At 69.8% G+C, this 19387-nt stretch carries 20 protein-coding genes; 12 read left to right on the forward strand and 8 right to left on the reverse strand.

What is annotated here, in order from left to right:
- Nucleotides 1–13 precede the first annotated feature (13 nt).
- From E5S69_RS00360 to E5S69_RS00380, 5 genes are all read left to right on the forward strand, one after another.
- A complete protein-coding gene (locus tag E5S69_RS00360) occupies nucleotides 14–826 on the forward strand; it encodes an ABC transporter permease (RefSeq protein ID WP_171513043.1) in 813 nt (270 codons plus the stop codon).
- Nucleotides 823–1623 (forward strand): quinoprotein dehydrogenase-associated SoxYZ-like carrier, encoded by an 801-nt coding sequence (locus tag E5S69_RS00365; protein WP_171513044.1) that lies wholly within the window; start codon nucleotides 823–825, stop codon nucleotides 1621–1623. The genes E5S69_RS00360 and E5S69_RS00365 overlap by 4 nt, the downstream gene beginning before the upstream one ends.
- The gene (locus E5S69_RS00370; RefSeq protein WP_171513045.1) at nucleotides 1620–2564 is read left to right on the forward strand and encodes a quinoprotein relay system zinc metallohydrolase 1; all 945 of its coding nucleotides are present in this window, start codon (nucleotides 1620–1622) and stop codon (nucleotides 2562–2564) included. The genes E5S69_RS00365 and E5S69_RS00370 overlap by 4 nt, the downstream gene beginning before the upstream one ends.
- Before the next feature lie 195 nt (nucleotides 2565–2759).
- The gene (locus tag E5S69_RS00375) at nucleotides 2760–4514 is read left to right on the forward strand and encodes a PQQ-dependent methanol/ethanol family dehydrogenase (protein ID WP_171513046.1); all 1755 of its coding nucleotides are present in this window, start codon (nucleotides 2760–2762) and stop codon (nucleotides 4512–4514) included.
- Between the two features lie 98 nt (nucleotides 4515–4612).
- A complete protein-coding gene (locus E5S69_RS00380) occupies nucleotides 4613–4936 on the forward strand; it encodes a c-type cytochrome (protein ID WP_171513047.1) in 324 nt (107 codons plus the stop codon).
- Between the two features lie 116 nt (nucleotides 4937–5052).
- On the opposite strand, the gene pqqE is transcribed toward E5S69_RS00380, so the two are convergent.
- The 5 genes from pqqE to pqqA form a co-directional block, all read right to left on the reverse strand.
- Nucleotides 5053–6213: a pyrroloquinoline quinone biosynthesis protein PqqE gene (pqqE, locus tag E5S69_RS00385; protein WP_171513048.1), complete on the reverse strand. Its 1161-nt coding sequence runs from the start codon at nucleotides 6211–6213 to the stop codon at nucleotides 5053–5055.
- Nucleotides 6185–6457, reverse strand: coding sequence for a pyrroloquinoline quinone biosynthesis peptide chaperone PqqD (gene pqqD / locus E5S69_RS00390; protein WP_171513049.1), 273 nt, complete (start codon nucleotides 6455–6457; stop codon nucleotides 6185–6187). The genes pqqE and pqqD overlap by 29 nt, the downstream gene beginning before the upstream one ends.
- Nucleotides 6454–7146, reverse strand: coding sequence for a pyrroloquinoline-quinone synthase PqqC (gene pqqC, locus E5S69_RS00395; RefSeq protein ID WP_171513050.1), 693 nt, complete (start codon nucleotides 7144–7146; stop codon nucleotides 6454–6456). Before pqqC ends, pqqD begins: the two co-directional genes overlap by 4 nt.
- Complete coding sequence (pqqB, locus tag E5S69_RS00400; RefSeq protein WP_171513051.1) at nucleotides 7143–8060, reverse strand: pyrroloquinoline quinone biosynthesis protein PqqB; 918 nt, start codon at nucleotides 8058–8060, stop codon at nucleotides 7143–7145. The genes pqqC and pqqB overlap by 4 nt, the downstream gene beginning before the upstream one ends.
- Before the next feature lie 82 nt (nucleotides 8061–8142).
- A complete protein-coding gene (gene pqqA / locus E5S69_RS00405; RefSeq protein WP_012355514.1) occupies nucleotides 8143–8217 on the reverse strand; it encodes a pyrroloquinoline quinone precursor peptide PqqA in 75 nt (24 codons plus the stop codon).
- A gap of 84 nt (nucleotides 8218–8301) precedes the next feature.
- Between pqqA and E5S69_RS00410 the strand changes: the two genes are divergently transcribed.
- Together E5S69_RS00410 and E5S69_RS00415 are read left to right on the forward strand one after the other, a co-directional pair.
- Nucleotides 8302–9240: an alpha/beta fold hydrolase gene (locus tag E5S69_RS00410; RefSeq protein WP_171513052.1), complete on the forward strand. Its 939-nt coding sequence runs from the start codon at nucleotides 8302–8304 to the stop codon at nucleotides 9238–9240.
- Nucleotides 9240–10199 (forward strand): MBL fold metallo-hydrolase, encoded by a 960-nt coding sequence (locus tag E5S69_RS00415; protein WP_171513053.1) that lies wholly within the window; start codon nucleotides 9240–9242, stop codon nucleotides 10197–10199. The genes E5S69_RS00410 and E5S69_RS00415 overlap by 1 nt, the downstream gene beginning before the upstream one ends.
- 25 nt (nucleotides 10200–10224) lie before the next feature.
- Here the strand turns inward: E5S69_RS00415 and E5S69_RS00420 are convergent, their stop codons facing one another.
- A complete protein-coding gene (locus E5S69_RS00420; protein WP_171513054.1) occupies nucleotides 10225–12231 on the reverse strand; it encodes a sigma-54-dependent Fis family transcriptional regulator in 2007 nt (668 codons plus the stop codon).
- A 271-nt stretch (nucleotides 12232–12502) separates the two neighbouring features.
- Here E5S69_RS00420 and pedF point away from each other — a divergent pair, with 271 nt between their 5' ends.
- From pedF to E5S69_RS00435, 3 genes are all read left to right on the forward strand, one after another.
- Nucleotides 12503–12982 carry a cytochrome c-550 PedF gene (gene pedF / locus E5S69_RS00425; protein ID WP_171513055.1) on the forward strand — a complete coding sequence of 160 codons (480 nt, stop codon included), beginning with the start codon at nucleotides 12503–12505 and terminating at the stop codon, nucleotides 12980–12982.
- Nucleotides 12983–13059: 77 nt separating this feature from the next.
- The gene (locus E5S69_RS00430; protein ID WP_171513056.1) at nucleotides 13060–13965 is read left to right on the forward strand and encodes a substrate-binding periplasmic protein; all 906 of its coding nucleotides are present in this window, start codon (nucleotides 13060–13062) and stop codon (nucleotides 13963–13965) included.
- Between the two features lie 225 nt (nucleotides 13966–14190).
- Nucleotides 14191–15189, forward strand: coding sequence for a YihY/virulence factor BrkB family protein (locus E5S69_RS00435; RefSeq protein ID WP_171513057.1), 999 nt, complete (start codon nucleotides 14191–14193; stop codon nucleotides 15187–15189).
- Here E5S69_RS00435 and E5S69_RS00440 read toward each other — a convergent pair.
- A complete protein-coding gene (locus tag E5S69_RS00440; protein ID WP_171513058.1) occupies nucleotides 15111–15980 on the reverse strand; it encodes a LysR substrate-binding domain-containing protein in 870 nt (289 codons plus the stop codon). The genes E5S69_RS00435 and E5S69_RS00440 overlap by 79 nt on opposite strands.
- Before the next feature lie 246 nt (nucleotides 15981–16226).
- On the opposite strand from E5S69_RS00440, the gene psrA reads away from it, so the two are divergent.
- Together psrA and E5S69_RS00450 are read left to right on the forward strand one after the other, a co-directional pair.
- Nucleotides 16227–17318 carry an iron-containing alcohol dehydrogenase PsrA gene (gene psrA / locus E5S69_RS00445; RefSeq protein WP_171513059.1) on the forward strand — a complete coding sequence of 364 codons (1092 nt, stop codon included), beginning with the start codon at nucleotides 16227–16229 and terminating at the stop codon, nucleotides 17316–17318.
- Nucleotides 17319–17393: 75 nt separating this feature from the next.
- Complete coding sequence (locus tag E5S69_RS00450) at nucleotides 17394–18698, forward strand: MFS transporter (protein WP_171513060.1); 1305 nt, start codon at nucleotides 17394–17396, stop codon at nucleotides 18696–18698.
- A gap of 194 nt (nucleotides 18699–18892) precedes the next feature.
- Here the strand turns inward: E5S69_RS00450 and E5S69_RS00455 are convergent, their stop codons facing one another.
- Nucleotides 18893–19291 carry a hypothetical protein gene (locus tag E5S69_RS00455; protein ID WP_171513061.1) on the reverse strand — a complete coding sequence of 133 codons (399 nt, stop codon included), beginning with the start codon at nucleotides 19289–19291 and terminating at the stop codon, nucleotides 18893–18895.
- Nucleotides 19292–19387: the final 96 nt, after the last annotated feature.

Here is a 19387-nt window from a genome sequence, read left to right on the forward strand (position 1 = left end):
CATGCCAGACCCCATGCCCCCGGTCCTGAGCCATCGCTGGCGCGCGCTGCGCGCGGTTTGCGGGCGCGAGTTGCGCAAGTACCTGCGCCAGCCCGGCCGCTTGCTGTCGTCACTGGTGCGCCCGCTGCTGTGGCTGCTGGTGTTTGCCGCGGGCTTCCAGAATGCACTGGGGGTCGCCATCGCGCCGCCGTACGACACCTACATCGAATACCAGGTCTATGTCGCGCCCGGGCTGCTGGGCATGATCGCGCTGTTCAACGGCATGCAGTCGTCGCTGGCCATGGTGTATGACCGCGAGATGGGCGTGATGCGGCTGCTGCTGACCGCGCCGCTGCCGCGCGGCTGGCTGCTGGGCTGCAAGCTGGTGGCGGGCACGGTGCTGTCGCTGCTGCAGATGGCGGCGTTCCTGCTGGTGGCGGCGGCCTTCGGCATCCGCTTCGCGCCGCAGCACCTGCTGGCCGGCCTGGGCGCGATGACGCTGGCCGCGCTGATGCTGGGCGCGCTCGGGCTGCTGCTTTCGGTCCATGTGCGCCAGCTGGAGAATTTTGCCGGCACCATGAACTTCGTCATCTTCCCGATGTTCTTCATCAGCTCGGCGCTGTATCCGCTGTGGCGGTTGCAGGAAGCGGGCGCCGAGGCGGTGTACCAGCTGGCGCGCCTGAACCCGTTCACGCATGCGGTCGAGGCGATCCGCTTTGCGCTGTACGGGCAGCTCGCGCTGCACAGCCTGGCCATTGTCGCGGGCAGCGCGGTGGTGTGCTTCCTGCTGGCGCTGTGGGGCTACGATCCGCAGCGCGGCATGGCGCGCCGCGGGCAGCCGGCATGACGGGCCGCCGGCAAGGCATGGCGCTGCTGGCGCTGGCATGGCTGGGCCTTGCCAGCCTGGCCGCACCGGCGGCCGCCGCCACGGATGCCGTGCTCGCGCGCAGCGATCCGCTGCAGTCACCGCAATGGGCGTGGATCCACAAAGAGCTGCTGGAGCACGGCCCGGTGGTGTTCGACAACCGGGTCAAGGTCACCGGACCGGCCTTCGCGGAAGACCCCATGCGCGTGCCGATTGCCTTTGACGCGTCGGCGCTGGGCGAGGTCGACCGCATCGTGGTGGCGGTGGACCGCAACCCGATCCGTCCGGTGCTGGTGTTCGAGCCGCTGCGGGTGCGGCCGTCGCTGTCGTTCCGCTTCAAGCTGGAGCAGGCCTCGCCGGTGCGGGTGGCGGCGCGCACGCGCGACGGCACCTGGCATGTCGGCAGCGCCTGGGTCGACGCCGGCGGCGGTGGCTGCACCGTGCCCGGCGCCAGCCGCCGAGACGGCAGCTGGAGCCGCACGCTCAACCGGGTCGAGGCGCGCGTGTTTCCGGGCCTGGGCGATGCCGGCGCGCGCGTGCGGCTGCGCGTGATGCACCCAATGGACACCGGCCTGGTGGCCGGCATCCCCGCGTTCCATATCGAGACCCTGGTGCTGGCCGACGCCGCCAGGCAGCCGCTGTTGCGGCTGGCCTTGCACGAGCCCGTGGCGGAGAACCCGATTTTCTCGATCGACCTGCGCGAGGCGGTGGTGCCCGGCATGACCTTGGCCGGGCACGACAACAACGGCAACCGCATCGCGGCGCGGGTGTCGCCATGAAGCGGGTATGGCCATCGCTACTGCTGTGGCTGGGCACCACGTTGGCCCACGCAGCGCCCGCGCAGCCGCCCGACTACCGCCTGGCCCCGCGCGAGATCGCCGCCGGCGTGTGGCTGCTGGAAGGCGCCAATGCCGACTTCGCGCCGGCCAATGGCTGCAACATCATCAATACCGCCTTCATCGACACCGGCGATGGCGTGGTGGTGATCAACACCGGTCCGTCGCGCGAGTACGGCGCGCAGCAGCGCCGCGCCATTGCCGCGGTCACCGGCGCGCCGGTACGGCTGGTGCTTAACCTGAACCAGCACCCCGACTATTTCTTCGGCAACCAGGCCTATGCCGACGTGGGCGGCAGCGCGCTGCCCGGCACCATCGACGGCGCGCGCCGCGAAGGCGCGGCCTACGCCGACAACCTTTACCGCCTGTGCGGCGACTGGATGCGCGGCACCGAGCCCGCGCCGCCGGTGCACGCGCTGGCGCCCGGCCCCCGCACGATCGGACGCCGTACGCTGGAACTGATTCGCCTCGAAGGCCATACCGATGCCGACCTGGTGTTGCTGGACCGCGCCGCCGGCATCGTCTTTGCCGGCGGGCTGGTGTTCCGCCAGCGCATTCCGACCACGCCGCACGCGCACATCGGCCGCTGGCTCGACAGCCTCGCGCGGCTGCAGACCTTGATGGAGCAGAGCGGGGCGCGCGTGCTGGTTCCCAGCCACGGGCCCGCGCTGGGCGGCACGGAAGCCATCGCGCAGACGCGCGCCTACCTGCAATGGCTCGATACGCGCCTGCGCGAGGCAGCGTCGCAGGGGCGCGACCTGGCCGAGGTGATGGCCATGCCGGTGCCGGAGCCCTTTGCGCGCTGGGGCGCGCTGCCAGCCGAGTACCTGCGCAACGTGACCCATCTTTATCCGGCGCACGAGGAAGCCGTGCTGGGCCAGTGAAGGGGCTGGCGGCGCCTGTTCAATTCTGGCGCAGCTGCAACGCAGTGTTGCACGCTGGCGCGGGCCGTGGCCGGGTCGGCGGGCGGCGCGGCGCCGGTGCAGGCCGCCAGCCCACTGGCATGGGATTTGCCATTTGCGTGCTGGTGTGTGGCGCAGTGGCGCACCAGCGAGATCCAAAACAATGAGGAGATGGCAATGAGGACGTTACGAGTAGGGCTGGCGGTCGCGGCAATCGCGACCGCCGCGGCAAGCGTGGCCGCGCAGGCAGCGGCGGTGAGCGATGCCATGATCGAGAACGACGCGAAGAGTCCCGGCGACGTGCTGTCGTGGGGCATGGGGCCGCAGGGCCAGCGCTTTTCCACGCTGACGCGCATCAATACGAAGAACGTGGGCCAGCTGGTGCCGGCGTGGTCGTTCTCGTTCGGCGGCGAGAAACAGCGCGGCCAGGAAGCGCAGCCGCTGATCCATGACGGCAAGATGTTCGTCACCGCCTCGTACTCGCGCATCTACGCGCTCGATGCGAAGACCGGGCGCAAGCTGTGGAAGTACGAGCACCGCTTGCCCGAAGGCATCATGCCGTGCTGCGACGTGGTCAACCGCGGCGCGGCGCTGTACGACAACCTGGTGATCTTCGGCACGCTCGACGCGCAGCTGGTGGCGCTGGACCAGACCAGCGGCAAGGTGGTGTGGAAGGAGAAGCTGGAAGACTACGCGGCCGGCTATTCGTACACGGCCGCGCCGCTGGTGGCCAAGGGCCTGGTGCTGACCGGCATCTCGGGCGGCGAATTCGGCGTGGTCGGCCGCGTCGAGGCGCGCGACGCCAAGACCGGGCAGCTGGTGTGGTCGCGGCCGGTGGTCGAAGGCCACATGGGCTACAAGTACGACAAGGATGGCAACAAGACCGAGATCGGCATGACCGGCACCCTGAACGCCAGCTGGCCCGGCGAGACCTGGAAGACCGGCGGCGCGGCCACGTGGCTGGGCGGCACCTATGATCCGGCGACCGGGCTGGCCTACTTCGGCACCGGCAATCCCGGCCCGTGGAACAGCCACATCCGCAAGGGCGACAACCTCTATTCCGCCTCGACCGTGGCGCTCGACCCCGCCACCGGCAAGATCGTCTGGCACTACCAGAACACGCCGAACGACGGCTGGGATTTCGACGGCGTGAATGAGTTCGTCACCTTCGACCTGGACGGCAAGCGCATGGGCGGCAAGGCCGACCGCAATGGCTTCTTCTACGTCAACGACGCGCGCAGCGGCAAGCTGGTCAATGCCTTCCCCTTCGTCAAGAAGATCACCTGGGCCACCGGCATCGACCTGAAGAGCGGCCGCCCCAACTACGCCGCCGAGGGCCGCCCCGGCGACCCGGCCGCCGGCAACGGCGAGAAAAAGGGCAAGTCGGTGTTCGCGGCGCCGGGCTTCCTGGGCGGCAAGAACCAGCAGCCGATGGCCTACAGCCCGCAGACCGGCCTGTTCTACGTGCCGGCTAACGAGTGGGGCATGGACATCTGGAACGAACCGGTCAGCTACAAGAAGGGCGCCGCGTTCCTGGGCGCGGGCTTTACCATCCAGCCGCTGAACGAGGACTACATCGGTTCGCTGCGCGCGATCAACCCGAAGACCGGCAAGATCGTCTGGGAAGCCAAGAACAGCGCGCCGCTGTGGGGCGGCGCGATGACCACCGCCGGCGGGCTGGTGTTCTGGGGCACGCCGGAAGGCTACCTGAAGGCCGCCGACGCCAGGACCGGCAAGGAGCTGTGGCAGTTCCAGACCGGCAGCGGCGTGGTCGCGCCGCCGGTCACGTGGGAAGAGAACGGCGAGCAGTTCGTCGCCGTGGTCTCCGGCTGGGGCGGCGCGGTGCCGCTGTGGGGCGGCGAGGTGGCCAAGCGCGTGAATTTCCTGGAGCAGGGCGGCTCGGTGTGGGTGTTCAAGCTGCACAAGAGCTGAGCGGGAAGACGGTGACCCAGCCCGGCGCACGCCATCGCCACGTCGATGCGGGGCGTGCGCCGGGGACGATAGCAACAGCATCCGATCGGGATACAGGTATGAAGAAGGAATGGATGGCGCTGGCCGCGGCTGGCGCGATGCTGCCGGGCGCGGCACTGGCCGCCACCGCGGCGGAGATGCAGGGGCTGGCCGACAAGAGCGGCTGCTTTTCCTGCCATGGCATGCAGTCGAAGCTGGTGGGCCCTGGCTTTGCCGAGGTAGCGGTCCGCTACAAGGGCGACGGCCAGGCGGCCGCCGCGCTGGCGAAAAAGATCCGGGAGGGCGGCAAGGGCGCGTGGGGCAGGATTCCCATGCCGGCGCATGGCAACCTGGGAGAGGACGATGCGAAGAAGCTGGCGGAGTGGGTGCTGGGCGTCGGCTGAGCCGGGACGGCGCGTTGGCGGCGGCCGCTGCGTCGGACGCGGGGCCGGCGCCGGCGTCGGGGGCCGGCGCAGGGCCCGCCTGCGGCGGCGGCGCCAAAGACGCTGATGCCCCCGGCTCAATCGTCCCTGCGTGCCCCGCTTAACCGCAATGAGTTGCCGTCGCTACGGAACACCAGCGGATATTCGCGCGCCTGCGCTGCTGCCAGGCGCCCCTCCAGCACGATTTCCGCGATCCTGCCGTGCGCGGGCGCCTGCGCGCAAACGGGATCGGTCGCGGCGGCATCGCCGGTAACCAGGAAGGCCTGGCAGCGGCAGCCGCCGAGATCGGCTTCGCTGTGCTCGCAGGAGCGGCACGGCTGCGGCATCCATTGCTTGCCGCGAAAGCGGCGGAACGCGTCGCTGTCGTGCCAGATGTCGCGCAACGTTTCGGTCTTGACGCTGGGCAGCGCCAGGTCCGGCAGCATGCGGGCCGCGTGGCATGGCAGCGCGGTGCCGTCCGGCGCCACGCCCAGGAAGGTGGTGCCCCAGCCGTTCATGCATTTCTTGGGCCGCGCCTCGAAATAATCCGGCACCACGAACAGGATCTGGCACTGCCTGCCGATGCGCGCGCGGTACTGCTGCACCACGGCCTCGGCCTCGCGCAGCTGTTCGTGGGTCGGCATCAGCGCCTGCCGGTTTTCCCAGGCCCAGCCGTAATATTGCGTATTGGCCAGCTCCAGGTATTCGGCGCCCAGCTGAAGGGCCAGCTCGATGATGGTGCCGACGTGCGGCAGGTTGTGACGGTGCAGCACGCAGTTCATCACCATCGGGTAGCCGTGCGCCTTGATCAGCCGGGCCACGCGTTGCTTCAGTTCGAACGTGCGCGTGCTGGACAGGAAGTCATTGAGTTCGCGCGTCGAGTCCTGGAACGAGAGCTGGATATGGTCCAGGCCCGCCTCGCGCAGCGCGGCCAGGCGGGCATCGGTCAGCCCCACCCCGGAGGTGATCAGGTTGGTGTAGAAGCCGAGGCCATGCGCATGGCGCACCAGCGCCTCGAGGTCCTTGCGCAGCAGCGGCTCGCCACCGGAAAGGCCCAGCTGCACCGCGCCCAGCGCGCGCGCCTGGCTGAACACGTCGCACCACTGCGCGGTGTCCAGTTCCTCCGCATGGCGGGCATAGTCGACCGGATTGGAGCAGAACGCGCAGTGCAGCGGGCAACGGTAGGTCAGTTCCGCCAGCAGCCACAGCGGCGGGCCGGGCGGCGCCGGCTCAGACCAGCCAGCCGCGTTCGGTGGCATGTTTGACAAAGGCGTGGACCTCCGGCGCGATGCCCTGCACGCCAAACGCGGCCTGCAGGTCGTCGATCAGCATGTCGAGGGTATGGCTGCCGTCGCAGCGCTGCAGGATGGCGGCGGCGCTGTCGTTGAGGGTGACCATCCCTTCCGGATACAGCAGCACCCAGCTCTGCTGCGAGGCTTCCCACTGCAGGCGGAAGGTCCGGTGCAGGGTCGGCGTGGCGAGGTCTTGCGTGCTGGCTGTCATGGGTGGGCGAGCTGGATCGCATCGAGCATCGACCACAGCACGTCGAGCTTGAACTGCAGGATGTCAAGGGCGCGTTGCTGTTCTGCGGCACTGCGGAAGTAGTCCAGCGTCACGCGCAGGCCGTGGTCGACGTCGCGCTGCGCCAGCGGGATGCGCGAACGGAAATAATCCAGCCCGCCGGCCTCGATCCACGGATAGTGCGAGGGCCAGCCGGCCAGCCGTTCCTGGTGGATCTTCGGCGCGAACATCTCGGTCAGCGACGAGCACACCGCCTCCTGCCACGGCGCACGGCGCGCGAAATTGACATAGGCGTCGACGGCGAAGCGCACGCCGGGCAGCACCTGCCGGTGGCACAGCAGCGCGTCGCGCTCCAGGCCGACGGCCTCGCCCAGCCGCAGCCAGGCCTCGATGCCGCCCGGTCGGGTGTCGGTGCCGTCATGGTCGAGGATGCGCACCACCCATTCGCGGCGCGTGGCGCGGTCCGGGCAGTTGGACAGGATCGCGGCATCCTTCAGCGGAATGCTGGCCTGGTAGTAGAAGCGGTTGGCCACCCAGGCGCGAATCTGCTGGGGGCTACATTCGCCCGCCGCCATGCGCCGGTTGAACGGATGGTGGATGTGGTAGCCGCTTTCGCGCGCGCGCAGGCGCGCCTCGAACTCGGCCGGGGTCCATGCAACGGTGGCTGTCATAGCGTGATTTCCATGCCGTCGTAGGCCAGTTCGATGCCATGCCGGGCCAGCTCGGCATGTTCGGGCGAGTCTTCGGCCAGCACCGGATTGGTATTGTTGATATGGATAAGAATCTTGCGGCTGGCGGGCAGCCGGTCCAGGACCTCGATCATCCCGCCCGGCCCGGACAAGGCCAGGTGGCCCATGTCGGCAGCGCTGCTGCCGGAGAAGCCCAGGGCCTGCATTTCGTCGTCGCGCCAGAAGGTGCCGTCGACCAGCACCACGTCGACGCTGCGCAGTTGCGCGAAGACGTGGTCGTCGACCTGGCCCAGGCCGGGCGCGTAGAAGGCGCTGCGGCCACTGCGCCGGTCTTCGATGCGCAGGCCGATGTTGTCGCCGGGGCGCGGCGCGCGCCGGTTGGGGGAATAGGGCGGGGCCTTGCTTTGCAGCGGTATCGCGGTCAGGGCCACGCCGTCGAGCGGCGGCACCGGGAACGCCGTGCCGTCGCCGGGCAGCGCATGCTGCTGCAGGCCGCAGTAATGCGACAGGATGCGGGTCAGCGGGAACGAATCGGCCAGGTCTTCGAGCACGCTGGCGGTGGCATAGAGCGGCAGCGCCTGGCGGTGTTCGCGCAGCATCAGCAGCCCGGTGACGTGGTCGATCTGCGCGTCCATCAGCAGCACCGCGGCAATCGCGGTGTCGCGCGCGGTGCGGCCGGGTTGCAGTGCGGGTGTCTGGCGCAACTGCTGCAGGATGTCGGGCGAGGCATTGACCAGGATGGCTTCCGGGCCGTCGCCGCTCAGTGCGATCGACGATTGCGTGCGCGGCGTGGCGCGTATGGTGCCGCGGCGCACGCCGTCGCAGTTGCGGCAATTGCAGTTCCATTGCGGGAAGCCGCCGCCGGCGGCGGATCCCAGAACCCGGATGGTGGTCATGGCGCGAGCGCTCGAGGGTGCCTTTCGGCTTCACCGCGCAGGCGCCGGCAGCGGCGCCTCTTGCGGGGAAAGCCGCGGCGGGTCAGCGGTTGGCGATATACATCGTGATTTCAAAGCCGAGCCGCAGCTCGGTGTAGGCGGGCGTGGTCCAGGTCATGGTGGTCTCCTTGGGTGGCATGGTTAGTGAATATCGTCGCGGCATGGCAGCGTGGCTGCCGCGATGCCCTGAAAGGCAACAACCATGCCCGACCATACCCTGACCCGCACCGCCTTCTACCTGCGCACCCCGGACGTCCAGCGCCTGCACGTGCGGCTTGTCGGCCCGCCACAGGGCGAGCCCTGGCTGGTGCTCCATGGCGGGCCGGGCAGCGGCTGCGCGGCGTCGATGGCGGCATGGTTCGACCCGCAACGGCACCGCGTGGTGATGCCCGACCAGCGCGGCGCCGGCCGCTCGACGCCGGCGGGCGGCCTGCGGCGCAATAACGTCGGCGCGCTGCTGGCCGACCTGGAACAGTTGCGCCGCGCGCTGGGCATCGCGCGCTGGGGCGTGGCAGGGGGATCGTGGGGCGCGGCGCTGGCGCTGGCCTACGCCGCGCGCTGCCCGCATGCGGTGGCGGCGCTGGTTGTGCGCGGCGCCTTCCTCACCGGGCGCGACGACGTGCTCGGGTTGTTCGCGCCGCGCGCCGGCGGCGCCGGCATGCTGCGCCGCATTGCGCCGGCGGGCGAGCGCCTGCCCGAAGCGCGCGCGCGGCTGCTCACCGTGTCACGACTGCTCCAAAGTGGGACGGCTGTTCAAAAACAGGACACCGCGGCGGCGTGGCGCAGGCTTGAACTGGACCGGCTTGGCCTGCGCGGGGTCGCGCCGGGACGCAAGCCGGCCGCGCGCGAGCGGCTGGCCACGGTGCGCAAGTACCGCATCCAGGCGCACTACCTGCGCCACCGCGCCGGGCTGGGCAAGCCGGCCGTGCTGCGCGCGGCACGGGACATCGCCGCGCATGGCATGCCGGTGACGCTGCTGCATGGCCGTGCCGACGCGGTCTGCCGACCCGCCAATGCGTGGCGGCTGCAGCAAGCCATGCCGGCGGCGCGGCTGCAATGGGTGGACGGCGGGCACCTGGCCGAGGGCGCCATGCGCGACGCGCTGGCGGCCGCCATCCGTGCGTCGGCCTGGCAGCGTTGATGGCTGCCACGCGGCGCGGTTTTCTCGGGGCCACGCTGGCGCTGGGGCTTGCTGCCTGGCAGCCCGCTGCCGCAGGCGCGCGTGTGACGCTGTCCCGGCTGCAGCCAGGCGTCTACGTCGCCCGCGCCCACAATGCCGAAGTCCTGCGCGCCAACGCCGGCGCGGTGGTGCCCAGCCTGGTCCATGTCACGCGCGCGGGCGTGCTGGTGGTCGATCCCGGGCCGCACGCGGCATGGGGCAACGCGCTGCTCGGCGCAATCCGGGCGCTGACGCCGCAGCCGGTGCGCTGGGTGGTCAACACCCACGCCCATCCGGAGCATGTGCTGGCCAACGCCGCCTTTGCCGGGCTGCGCCCGCGGCCGGCGTTCCTGGCGTCCGCCGCCACCGCCGCGTTGATGCGGCAACGGTGCGCGGACTGCCTGGACCATTTGACAGCACAGCTCGGCCGCGCTGCCATGCGCGGCACCGCCATCGTGTTGCCGGAGCCGGCGCTCCAAGCCGGCGGCTGGCTGCAGACCGGCGAGACCGCGTGGCAGGTGCAGCTGCACGCGCCGGCGCACAGTGCGTCGGATACCGTGCTGTATGCGCCGCAGCTGCGGCTGCTATGCGTGGGCGGCCTGGCGTACCGCGAACGCGTGCCGGAGATGCAGGAAGCTTCGCTGCAGGGTTGGCGCCATGCGCTGCGTCAGCTGGGCGCGCTGGCGGCGGACACGGTTGTCGCCACCGCGGCCGGCACGCCCGCGCAGACGCTGGTGCCGACGCTGGCGTATCTCGATGCGCTGGCCGACGGCATCGAATCCGCCCTGGCCGCGGGCCATGATGCCTCGCATGCCCTCGACGCCGTGGCGGCAGGGCCGTTCCGCCACTGGCGCCATTTCCAGGCGCGCCACCCACTCAACGTGCAGCGCGCCTGGCGCCAGCTGGAAGACTCGTGGATGCAGGGCGAACCGCCAGGCTGACGGAGGCGGCAAGTGCACCGCAAGCTCAGCCGGCCTGGTGCGGCAGCCCGCGCGCCTCCTCCATCTTGCGGTAGACGGTGTTGCGCGAGATCCCCAGCGCCTTTGCCGCCGCCGAGATATTGCCGTTGTGGGCCTTGACCGTGGCCACGATCGCCATCGCCTCGACCTCGGCCAGCCGCGTCGGCTGCGCTCCCGGCAACATGGCGCCGGGCGCAAGGGCCGGCGCGGTCGCCGCGGTCATGCCAGCCGCCGGCTCGCGCAGGTCGTCGAGGAAGTCGTCGGGCAGGTGGTCCGCGGTGATCTCGGCTTCGCCTTCGGCCATCAGTCGCGCGGTGCGCAGCAGGTTGCCCAGCTGGCGGATATTGCCGGGCCAGTGGTAACGGCGGAACAGCGCCATCACCGCGTCGCTGATGCGGGGCGGCTCGTCGGCCGCGTTGCCGCCGTGGTCCTGGCGCAGCAGCCTGGCGGCGACCACGTCGAGGTCGCTGCGCTCGCGCAGGGCCGGCAGCCGCACCACCAGTCCGTTGAGACGGTAGTACAGGTCTTCGCGGAACTGGCCGTTGGCGACCAGCTCGCGCAGGTTGCGGTTGGTGGCGCACACCACCGAGACATCGATGTGGATCACCTTGCTGCTGCCCAGCGGCGATACCGCGCGCTCCTGCAGCGCGCGCAACAGGCGGCCCTGCAGGTGCAGCGGCATGTCGCCGATTTCGTCGAGAAACAGCGTGCCGCCGTTGGCCAGCAGCATCTTGCCGATGCCGCCCTTCTTGCGGGCGCCGGTGAAGGCGCCTTCCTCGTAGCCGAACAGCTCCGACTCGATCAGGTTTTCCGGAATCGAGGCGCAGTTCACCGCGATGAAGGGGCCGGTGCGGCGCCCGCTGTCGGCGTGGATGGCGCGCGCCATCAGTTCCTTGCCGGTGCCGGTTTCGCCCAGCACCATTACCGGGATGTCCTTGCCGATGACCTTGCGCAGCTTCCCGATCACGGCGCGGATCTGGGCGTCGCCCGTGTCCAGTTCATCCAGCCCGGGCGAGGGCGCCGGCCCCGCTGCCAGGCTGCGCGGCGCGGCCGTGGCGCCGGCCGTGCCCGCGTGGCGCGCCTCGGTGCCGCCGGGGAATGCCGCGGCCGGCGGCTTCCATTCCACGCGCGCGCTGACCTTGACGCCGCTGGGCAAGTGCAGCTGCACGATGCCGGCATGGGCCGCGCGCGCCGCGTCGAACAACTGCGACATCGACAGCCCGAACAGCGACGAAAAGGTATGCGCCTGCAGCGCGCCGTTGGACAGGCCAAGCTGGAACTGGCCGCTGCGGTTGGCCGACAGGAAGCGCCCGCCGGGCGTGAACGAGACGATGCCCTCGACCAGCGTGCCGAGGAACTCCGCGCGCGAATGGAAGCGGACGCACACCATGTCGCGGAAGGTATTGCCGAACAGCTGGTTCTCGATCATCTGCGCCGACATCCGCACCAGCGCCATAGTGTGCTTGTGGAAGCTGCGCTGGTCGCCGGTCACGTCCAGCGCCCCCACGGTCTTGCCGTAAGGATCCAGGATCGGCATGCACGAGCAGGTCAGGAACTGGTTGGCCTCCAGGTAATGGTCAGCGCCGTGGACCAGCGTGGCCTGGTTCTCGGCCAGCGCGGTGCCGATCGCGTTGGTGCCGCGGCGCGCCTCCGACCACTCCGAGCCGGGGCGCAGCGAGATCTTGTCGGCGCGGGCCAGGAAGTCATCGTCGCCCATGGCGTGCAGGATCAGGCCATCGGCGTCGGTCAGGATGATCATGCTCTGGGTGTCGACGATCTGGTCGTGGAGCGTCTCCATCACCGGCAGCGCATAGGTGAACAGCGACTGGCTGCGTTCGATCCGGGTCTTCAGCTCGCTCTGCAGCACCGGGCAGAAATCGGGCGATTCATAGGGGCGCAGGCCATAAGACTCCGAGCGCTGGTGGGCCTGGGCGATCAGCCCGGCACGCTCGTGCTGCGCGGCATCAACGGGGACGTCCGCTTGCGCACGGGCCGGATCCGGCTGGATGGTCATGTCTCGGTCTCCTGTGGAAAGTCCGCCCGCGATCTGTGCGCGGGTCGCTGCCGGCCGCGCCAGCGCGTGCTCGACAGTGTTGCGTGTTGAAGCAAAACACTTGCCAGGGTGTGGCATTCCGGGACACCGCGGCGTGGCGCGGGTGCCGCCGGCCCGCCAAAGCCTCGCAAAAGGCCCGCTGAACCCGGCATTTTGCCCTGCCGCCGCGTTGGTATGGCTCTTGCGGAAATGAGGGAAACCAAAACCAGCCTCATCACTGTAGGAGACATCCATGAAAACGCAGCGCCGCCTGCTCGCCTTGCTTTCGCTTTGCGCATCCCTGACCGCTTTTTCCACCGGCCCGGTGCTGGCCCACGGCGATGTCACGCCCCAGGCCGTCGATACCAAAGCGTTACCACAGCTGGGCGACGAATGGCGTCCGGACAATCCCTACCGCAGCGGCGATGCGCACAAAGAGGCGCTGCGCATCGGCTCGTCGGCCTACAACCAGAACTGCGCGCGCTGCCACGGGCTGGAGGCGGTCTCGGGCGGGATTGCGCCCGACCTGCGCAAGCTGGACAGCGACTGTGCCGCCCTCGCGGATCCCAAGAAAAAGCAGGCATGCCTGAGCGAGATCTCGCAGTACTACACCACCACCGTGCGCAAGGGCCGTACCCGCGACGGCCGCGTCTACATGCCGCCGTTCGACGGCGTGCTGAGCCAGGAGGCGGTGTGGGCCATCAAGACCTACCTGGAATCGCGCCACGAATAAGCGCAACGTCAGCGCCATCCATGCCCCGGTGCCGGCACGCGGCGGCCGGGCCCCTTCGTCTGTCTGGAGAGATCCCAATGCCTGCCAGCCCTGGCCGCGGTCCGCGGCTTACCTTGCCCACCCTTGCGGCGGCGCCGCGTGTCCTGCGCTGGCTCGGCCCATTACTGCTGGCCGGCGCCGCGCTGCTTGGCGGGTCGCCGGCGCACGCCGACCTGGCCCGGATCCGCCAGGCCGGCACGCTGAAGGTGGCGGTGTATAAGGGCCTGCCGCCGTTCTCATCGATGGCCGGCAGCCAGTACGCCGGCATCGACGTGGCGCTGGCGCAGGCGCTGGGCAAGGCGCTGGGCCTGTCGGTGGCGCTGATGCCGTTCGATGCCGACGAGAACATGTCGGACGACCTGCGCGCGATGGTCTGGCGCGGCCATTACCTGGGCTACGGGCCGGCCGACGTGATGCTGCACGTGCCGGTCGAGCGCGCCTTCATGCGCGCCAACGACAAGGCGCTGATCATCGCCCCTTACTACCGCGAGACCTTCGTGCTGGTGCAGGACCGCGAGCGTGTCCCCGACGTGCGCGGCCTGGAAGACCTGGCCGGCCAGCCCACCGGCGCGGCCGCCGGTTCGGCCGGGGCCAATGCGCTGCTGTCAGCGGGCGGCGGTGCGCTGCGGGATCGGGTCAAGATCTATCCCGAAGCCGCCACCGCGCTGGATGCCCTGTTCGCCGGCGAGATCGCCGCGGCGCTGGTGACGCGCGCGCAGTATGAAAGCGCGCTCAAGGCCGGCGGCCACGCCGCCAGCCGCTATGCCGCCACCGATATCAGCGCGCCGCTGCTGCCGCCGCGCGGCTGGGCGGTCGGCATGGCGGTCAAGGCCGGCGAACGCGAGCTGGCCGAAGCCCTGCAGGCGGCGCTGGACTCCCTGCGCGGCAACGGCGAGCTGGCGCGCATCTTTGGCGGCTACGGCGTATCGATGCAGGCGCCGTGAGCAGGACGGCCCCGGCGCCGCCCTGGCTGACTGGCGGGGCGTTGTAAAGAATGCATGCGAGCCGGCCACGCAGCGCCGCGAGACGGGCGTGTGCATGGACCGCCAGCCCAAGCCTGGTGCGGGTTTGCGGTGTTCCGGCGGCGCCCTTGCCATCGCCGCAGCACATTGCCGCGAGTAGGAACGGGAATTGCGGGGCTCGGGCAGTATCGTTACCGGGGTCCAGCGATGCCTTCCCTCCCGTCGGTCCTGCTGTCCTCGCCCCGCGCGCTCTATGGGCTGCTGCGGGATACCGTCAACGCCTGGGTGGAAGACTATGCGCCCAGCATGGGCGCCGCGCTGGCCTACTACACGGTGTTCTCGATCGCGCCGCTGCTGCTGATCGTGATCTCGGTGGCCGGGTTGGTGTTCGGCCACGACGCGGCGCGTGGCGAGGTGGTGGCGCAGCTGCAAGGGCTGCTCGGGCCGGAGGGCGCCAAGACCGTGGAAGCCATGCTGCTGGCGGTCAGTAAGCCCGCGGCCAGCGCGCTGACGGCGGTGGTCGGCGTGGTGGTGCTGCTGGTCGGCGCGACCACGGTGTTCGCCGAACTGCAGTCCGCGCTGGACCGGATCTGGGAGGTGCCCGAGCGGCGCAAGAGCTCCGGCATCTTCGCCTTGCTACGCGCGCGGCTGTTGTCGTTCGGCATGATCCTGGGCATCGGCTTCCTGCTGGTGGTGTCGCTGCTGCTGAGCGCGGGCATCTCCGCGCTCAATCGCTTGTGGGGGCCGCTGTTTGGCGCCGAGGAGGTAATCGGCCATGCGCTCGACACCGTGGTCAGCCTGGTGCTGATCACGGTGGTGTTTGCCATGATCTACAAGATCATGCCGCGCGCCAAGGTGCGCTGGCCCGACGTATGGCTGGGCGCGGCGGTGACCGCGCTGCTGTTCACGCTGGGCAAGTTCCTGATCGGCCTGTATATCGGCAAGAGCGGCGTGGCCAACGGCTACGGCGCCGCCGGCTCGCTGGTGGTGCTGCTGCTGTGGGTGTACTACTCCGCGCAGATCTTCCTGCTGGGCGCGGAGTTCACGTGGCAGTACGCGCGCCGCTACGGCTCGCGCCGGCACGAGGCCGCGGCAGAGGCCGAGGCCAAGCGCAAGGAGTCCCCCGCTCAGACGCCCAGCGCCACCGCGAACAGCGCCGAGATCAACGGCCGCTCCTTGCGCACCGCCAGGCAGCACAGGGAATAGTCGATCGACAGCAGTGGCTCGTCCACCGGCACCACTTGCAGCCCCGGCAGCGGGATGCATTCGATCTGCGTGACGAAGCTGAGCCCCATGCCGCTGGCTACGGCATGCAGGATGGCCTCGCGGCTGTTGATCTCCATCACGCCGTGCAGCGCCACGCCATGCTGCGCGCAGGCACGCTCGACGCGGTCGCGCGTCTTCGAGCCCGGCTCGCGCACGATCACGGGTTCGCCGGCAAGATCGTGCAGCGTGACCGCCGCGCGCGCGGCCAGCGGATGGCCCGCCGGCATCACGGCGACGATGCGTTCCCTGCGATAGGGCGCGATATGCAGGCCCGCCACCGGGTCGGGCTCGGCGAGGATGCCGACGTCGATGTCGAAATCCTGCAGCCCGCGCAGCACCGAGGCTTCCGAGCCGATGGTGACGGTCAGTTCCAGCGCTGCATACACGCCGCGGAAACTGCGCGCCAGCCCCAGCGCGATCGGCGGTGACACCGCGCCCACCCGCACCAGCCCGGTCTTGAGCTTGTGCGCGCTGTGCAGGAACTGCATGGCCTCTTCTTCCTGCCCGAACAGCCCCTGCGTAATCGCATAGAGCCGCTCGCCGGTCTCGGTCAGGCGCACGGTGCGCCCGCCGCGCAGGAACAACTCCACGCCGAAGCGCGTCTCCAGCGCCTTGACCTGGTCGGTCACGGTGGGCTGCCCGATATGCAGGTATTGCGCCGCGGCGGTGAAGCCGCCAGTGCGGGCCACCGCGTGGAAGCAGCGGATCGACTTGTAGTACTGGTGGAACATGGGGTCTCGATAGGGGCTGGGCGCCGTTCTGGGCGGCGTGTCCGGCGAGTCTCCCACAGCCGCTGGCCGATGCGTACAGGGTTTCCCCGAGGCCGGCGCAGCGCTGCGGCGATCCATCGGTTTTGGCGCACCCGGGCGTCAAAGATGCGATTGGACCGGGGGTTGGGCGTCTCCCACACTGCTGGCAACCAGGCGCGCGGCACCAGCCGCCGCCAGCGCAACCCGAGCCAGGACCGAGGAGACCCCATGACCCATGCTTACCACAACCCCGTGTCGATCCATTGCGGGGCCGGCGCGCTCGACCGGTTGCCGGCCTTGCTGCACGGCCGGCGCGCGCTGGTCGTGACCTTTCCGGAAGCGCGCGCGCTGGGACTGGTGGCACGGATCGAGGCCCTCCTGGGCGCGGACCTGGCCGGGCTGGTCGAAGACGTGCAGCCCAACCCGGATGTGGCGCAGCTGGCCGGCCTGTACAACCGCTTCTGGGAACACGCCGACCGCTGCGACGCCATCGTCGCGGTCGGCGGTGGCAGCGCCATCGATACCGCCAAGGCGCTGATGGTCGGCACCCGATCGGGCCGGTTCGACTCGCTGGTCAGCCTGCTGGCGACCGGCAAGCCGTTCGCGCCGGCGCAGGTCAAGCCGCTGATCGCGGTGCCGACCACCGCCGGCACCGGCAGCGAAGTCACGCCGTGGGCCACCATCTGGGATGCGGCGAACCAGAAGAAGTACTCGCTGCACCTGCCCGAGACCTGGCCCGAAGCGGCCATCGTCGACGCCGCGCTGATGCTGTCGGTGCCGCGCGGCACCACTATTGCCACGGGCCTCGACGCGCTGTCCCACGCGCTCGAATCGATCTGGAACGTTAACGCCAATCCGGTCTCGGACACGTTCGCGGTGGCGGCGGTCGAGGACATCTTCGACACGCTGCCGCAGCTGGCCCGGAACCTCGACGACCTGTCGCTGCGCGAACGCATGGCACTGGCCGCACTCAAGGCCGGACTGGCGTTCTCCAACACCAAGACCGCGCTGGCGCATTCGATCTCGTACGAAATGACGCTGCGCCACGGCCTGCCACACGGCATTGCCTGCTCGTTCACGTTGCCGCTGGTGCTGGAAAAGGCGTGGGCGCGCCGCCCCGACCGCGACCGCACGCTGCAGCGGCTGTTCGGGCCGTCGCTGGTGGGCGGACAGCAGCGCCTGCGTGCCTTGCTGCAAGGGCTGGGCGTGAAGACCGAGTTTGCGGACTACGGCGTCAGTGACGATGAGGCCGGCGCCATGATCGCGCGTGCGCTGGACGGCGCCCGCGGCAAGAACTTTATCGGCGCCGTGCCGGCCTAGCGCTTCCCCACGGCCACAGGTTTACCCGGCCACACGAGCCCGATCGACGGGCCGACAATACAAAAGGAGACAACCATGGAAACAGCTGACCGCATCCAGGTGGGGGCGTTCGTCGCCCCGGCCGAGCAATCGTTCCGGCGCGCGCAGTGGCGCATGCTGCTGGCCGCCATGTTCTGCTATTTCTTCTTCTACACCGGGCGGCAGACCTTCGGCTTCGCCATTCCCGGCATCCAGCATGAATTCGGCCTGTCCAAGGAAGTGCTGGGCTGGGCCTCCACCTGCCTGCTGTGGTGCTACGCCATCGGGCAGGCCATCAACGGCAACCTCGGCGACAAATTCGGCGGGCGCCGCGTGATGACCGCCGGCGCGATCCTGTCATGCGCGGCCAACTGGGTGGTGAGTTTCGCCGTGGGCTTCAAGAGCCTGGCGATTCCATGGGGCATCAACGGCTACTTCCAGGCGCTGGGCTGGGCGCCCGGCAGCCGGCTGCTGTCGAACTGGTGGGGCGCCGGCGAGCGCGGCAAGGTCTACGGCTTCTATGTGTTTGCGGCCGGCTGCGCCTCGGTGCTGTCGTTCGTGACTTCCATCGTGGTGGTGAACATCCTGCACCTGGACTGGCGCTGGATCTTCCGCCTGCCGGTGCTGTTGATGCTGCTGGGCGGCATCACCTTCTACCTGGTCGTGCGCGAGCGTCCTGAAGAGCTTGGCTTCAAGTCGCCGGACACGGGCGTGGCCCATCGCGACGACGCCGACCAGGCCACCGCCATCGAAACTGACGCTGACGAAAGCTCATGGTCGCGCTACAAGGCGGTGCTGCGCAATCCGCGCCTGATCATCGCGGGGCTGTCGATCGGATTCCAGAATGCGGCGCGCTACGGCCTGATCGTCTGGGTGCCGGTGCACTTCCTGGGCAAGGACTGGAAGCACGCCGACACGCTGATCGACCCGGCCTGGATCTCGGTGGCGCTGCCGGTCGGCATGGCGCTCGGCGCACTGTCCAATGGCTGGATCTCTGACCGGCTGTTCGGCTCCAGCCGCAGCAAGGCGATCATGCTCTACATGGTGCTGGGTGCCGTGGCCTCGATGGTCATGTTCAGGCTGCCCACCGGCATGGGTGCCATCGTCGCGCTGTTCCTGGCCGGCTTCTTCGTCTACGGCCCGGCGTCGTCGTTCTGGGCGCTGTGCCCGGACCTGGTCGGGGCACAGCGCGCGGGGACCGCCACCGGCATCCTGAATTTCTTTTCCTACCTGCTCGCCGGCCTGGGCGAGCCGCTGATCGGCCGCATGCTGGACCACTCGGGCAATACCTCGCTGGTGTTCCCGATCGTGGCGACCAGCTGCATCATCAGCGCCATGATCGCCGCCTTTATCCGCCGCTGAACCCCGCGGGCCGGCCACGCGCCGGCAGCGCGCGATGCGGACAAGCCGCTGCACTTGCGCGCCTTCCTGGAATGGCTGCGGCAGCAGGGCGAGGCGGCCGCGCAAGACTGAAGCGGAGCGCGCCTGCCGGAAAAGGGGGGGCGTGATGCGTGCGGGCGCGCGGCCCGCGCGCTGCGGGCCCGCGCCGGTGGCGCTCAGGCGCCGTCGAGGAACGCGCTGCGCTGGCCCAGGCGCGTGCCGAGCGCATCGGGCGCCAGGCTCATGCTGGCGGAGTCCGCGGCCGGGACCGCGCCGCCTGCCAGCGACGGATCGGCGGGCGCGGGCGCCATGCCGGGCTGGGCCGGCGGCACCGGGGCCTGCGCATAGCTGCCGCCGGCGGCCGGGGCTGCCGGGGCCATCTGCGCCGAGGGCGCTGCCGCGGGCATGGCTTGCACGGGCTGGGCGGACTGGATCGGCTGGGCGGACTGCATCGGCTGCATCGGCTGCGTCATCGGCTGGCCCGGCTGCAGGGGCTGGGACTGCTGTGCGAACAGCGGATACGACGCGATCATCGCGCCAGCCAGGACCAGGGATTTCGCCAGATGTTGCTTCATTCGTGTACCTCCAAGAAACGCCTACAGGCAAGGGAAAGGCCACTGTAGCGCCGGGGCACCTGACATTCTGTTTGTTTTTGCAACGGTCGTTAACCA

Origin of the sequence: Cupriavidus necator, assembly GCF_013141915.1 — a bacterium.
GTDB lineage: Bacteria > Pseudomonadota > Gammaproteobacteria > Burkholderiales > Burkholderiaceae > Cupriavidus > Cupriavidus necator_B.

Coding starts and splice junctions, on each gene's coding strand:
- E5S69_RS00360 (WP_171513043.1), top strand. CDS start 14: ATGCCCCCGGTCCTGAGCCATCGCTGGCGCGCGCTGCGCGCGGTTTGC.
- E5S69_RS00365 (WP_171513044.1), top strand. CDS start 823: ATGACGGGCCGCCGGCAAGGCATGGCGCTGCTGGCGCTGGCATGGCTG.
- E5S69_RS00370 (WP_171513045.1), top strand. CDS start 1,620: ATGAAGCGGGTATGGCCATCGCTACTGCTGTGGCTGGGCACCACGTTG.
- E5S69_RS00375 (WP_171513046.1), top strand. CDS start 2,760: ATGAGGACGTTACGAGTAGGGCTGGCGGTCGCGGCAATCGCGACCGCC.
- E5S69_RS00380 (WP_171513047.1), top strand. CDS start 4,613: ATGAAGAAGGAATGGATGGCGCTGGCCGCGGCTGGCGCGATGCTGCCG.
- pqqE (WP_171513048.1), bottom strand. CDS start 6,213: ATGCCACCGAACGCGGCTGGCTGGTCTGAGCCGGCGCCGCCCGGCCCG.
- pqqD (WP_171513049.1), bottom strand. CDS start 6,457: ATGACAGCCAGCACGCAAGACCTCGCCACGCCGACCCTGCACCGGACC.
- pqqC (WP_171513050.1), bottom strand. CDS start 7,146: ATGACAGCCACCGTTGCATGGACCCCGGCCGAGTTCGAGGCGCGCCTG.
- pqqB (WP_171513051.1), bottom strand. CDS start 8,060: ATGACCACCATCCGGGTTCTGGGATCCGCCGCCGGCGGCGGCTTCCCG.
- E5S69_RS00410 (WP_171513052.1), top strand. CDS start 8,302: ATGCCCGACCATACCCTGACCCGCACCGCCTTCTACCTGCGCACCCCG.
- E5S69_RS00415 (WP_171513053.1), top strand. CDS start 9,240: ATGGCTGCCACGCGGCGCGGTTTTCTCGGGGCCACGCTGGCGCTGGGG.
- E5S69_RS00420 (WP_171513054.1), bottom strand. CDS start 12,231: ATGACCATCCAGCCGGATCCGGCCCGTGCGCAAGCGGACGTCCCCGTT.
- pedF (WP_171513055.1), top strand. CDS start 12,503: ATGAAAACGCAGCGCCGCCTGCTCGCCTTGCTTTCGCTTTGCGCATCC.
- E5S69_RS00430 (WP_171513056.1), top strand. CDS start 13,060: ATGCCTGCCAGCCCTGGCCGCGGTCCGCGGCTTACCTTGCCCACCCTT.
- E5S69_RS00435 (WP_171513057.1), top strand. CDS start 14,191: ATGCCTTCCCTCCCGTCGGTCCTGCTGTCCTCGCCCCGCGCGCTCTAT.
- E5S69_RS00440 (WP_171513058.1), bottom strand. CDS start 15,980: ATGTTCCACCAGTACTACAAGTCGATCCGCTGCTTCCACGCGGTGGCC.
- psrA (WP_171513059.1), top strand. CDS start 16,227: ATGACCCATGCTTACCACAACCCCGTGTCGATCCATTGCGGGGCCGGC.
- E5S69_RS00450 (WP_171513060.1), top strand. CDS start 17,394: ATGGAAACAGCTGACCGCATCCAGGTGGGGGCGTTCGTCGCCCCGGCC.
- E5S69_RS00455 (WP_171513061.1), bottom strand. CDS start 19,291: ATGAAGCAACATCTGGCGAAATCCCTGGTCCTGGCTGGCGCGATGATC.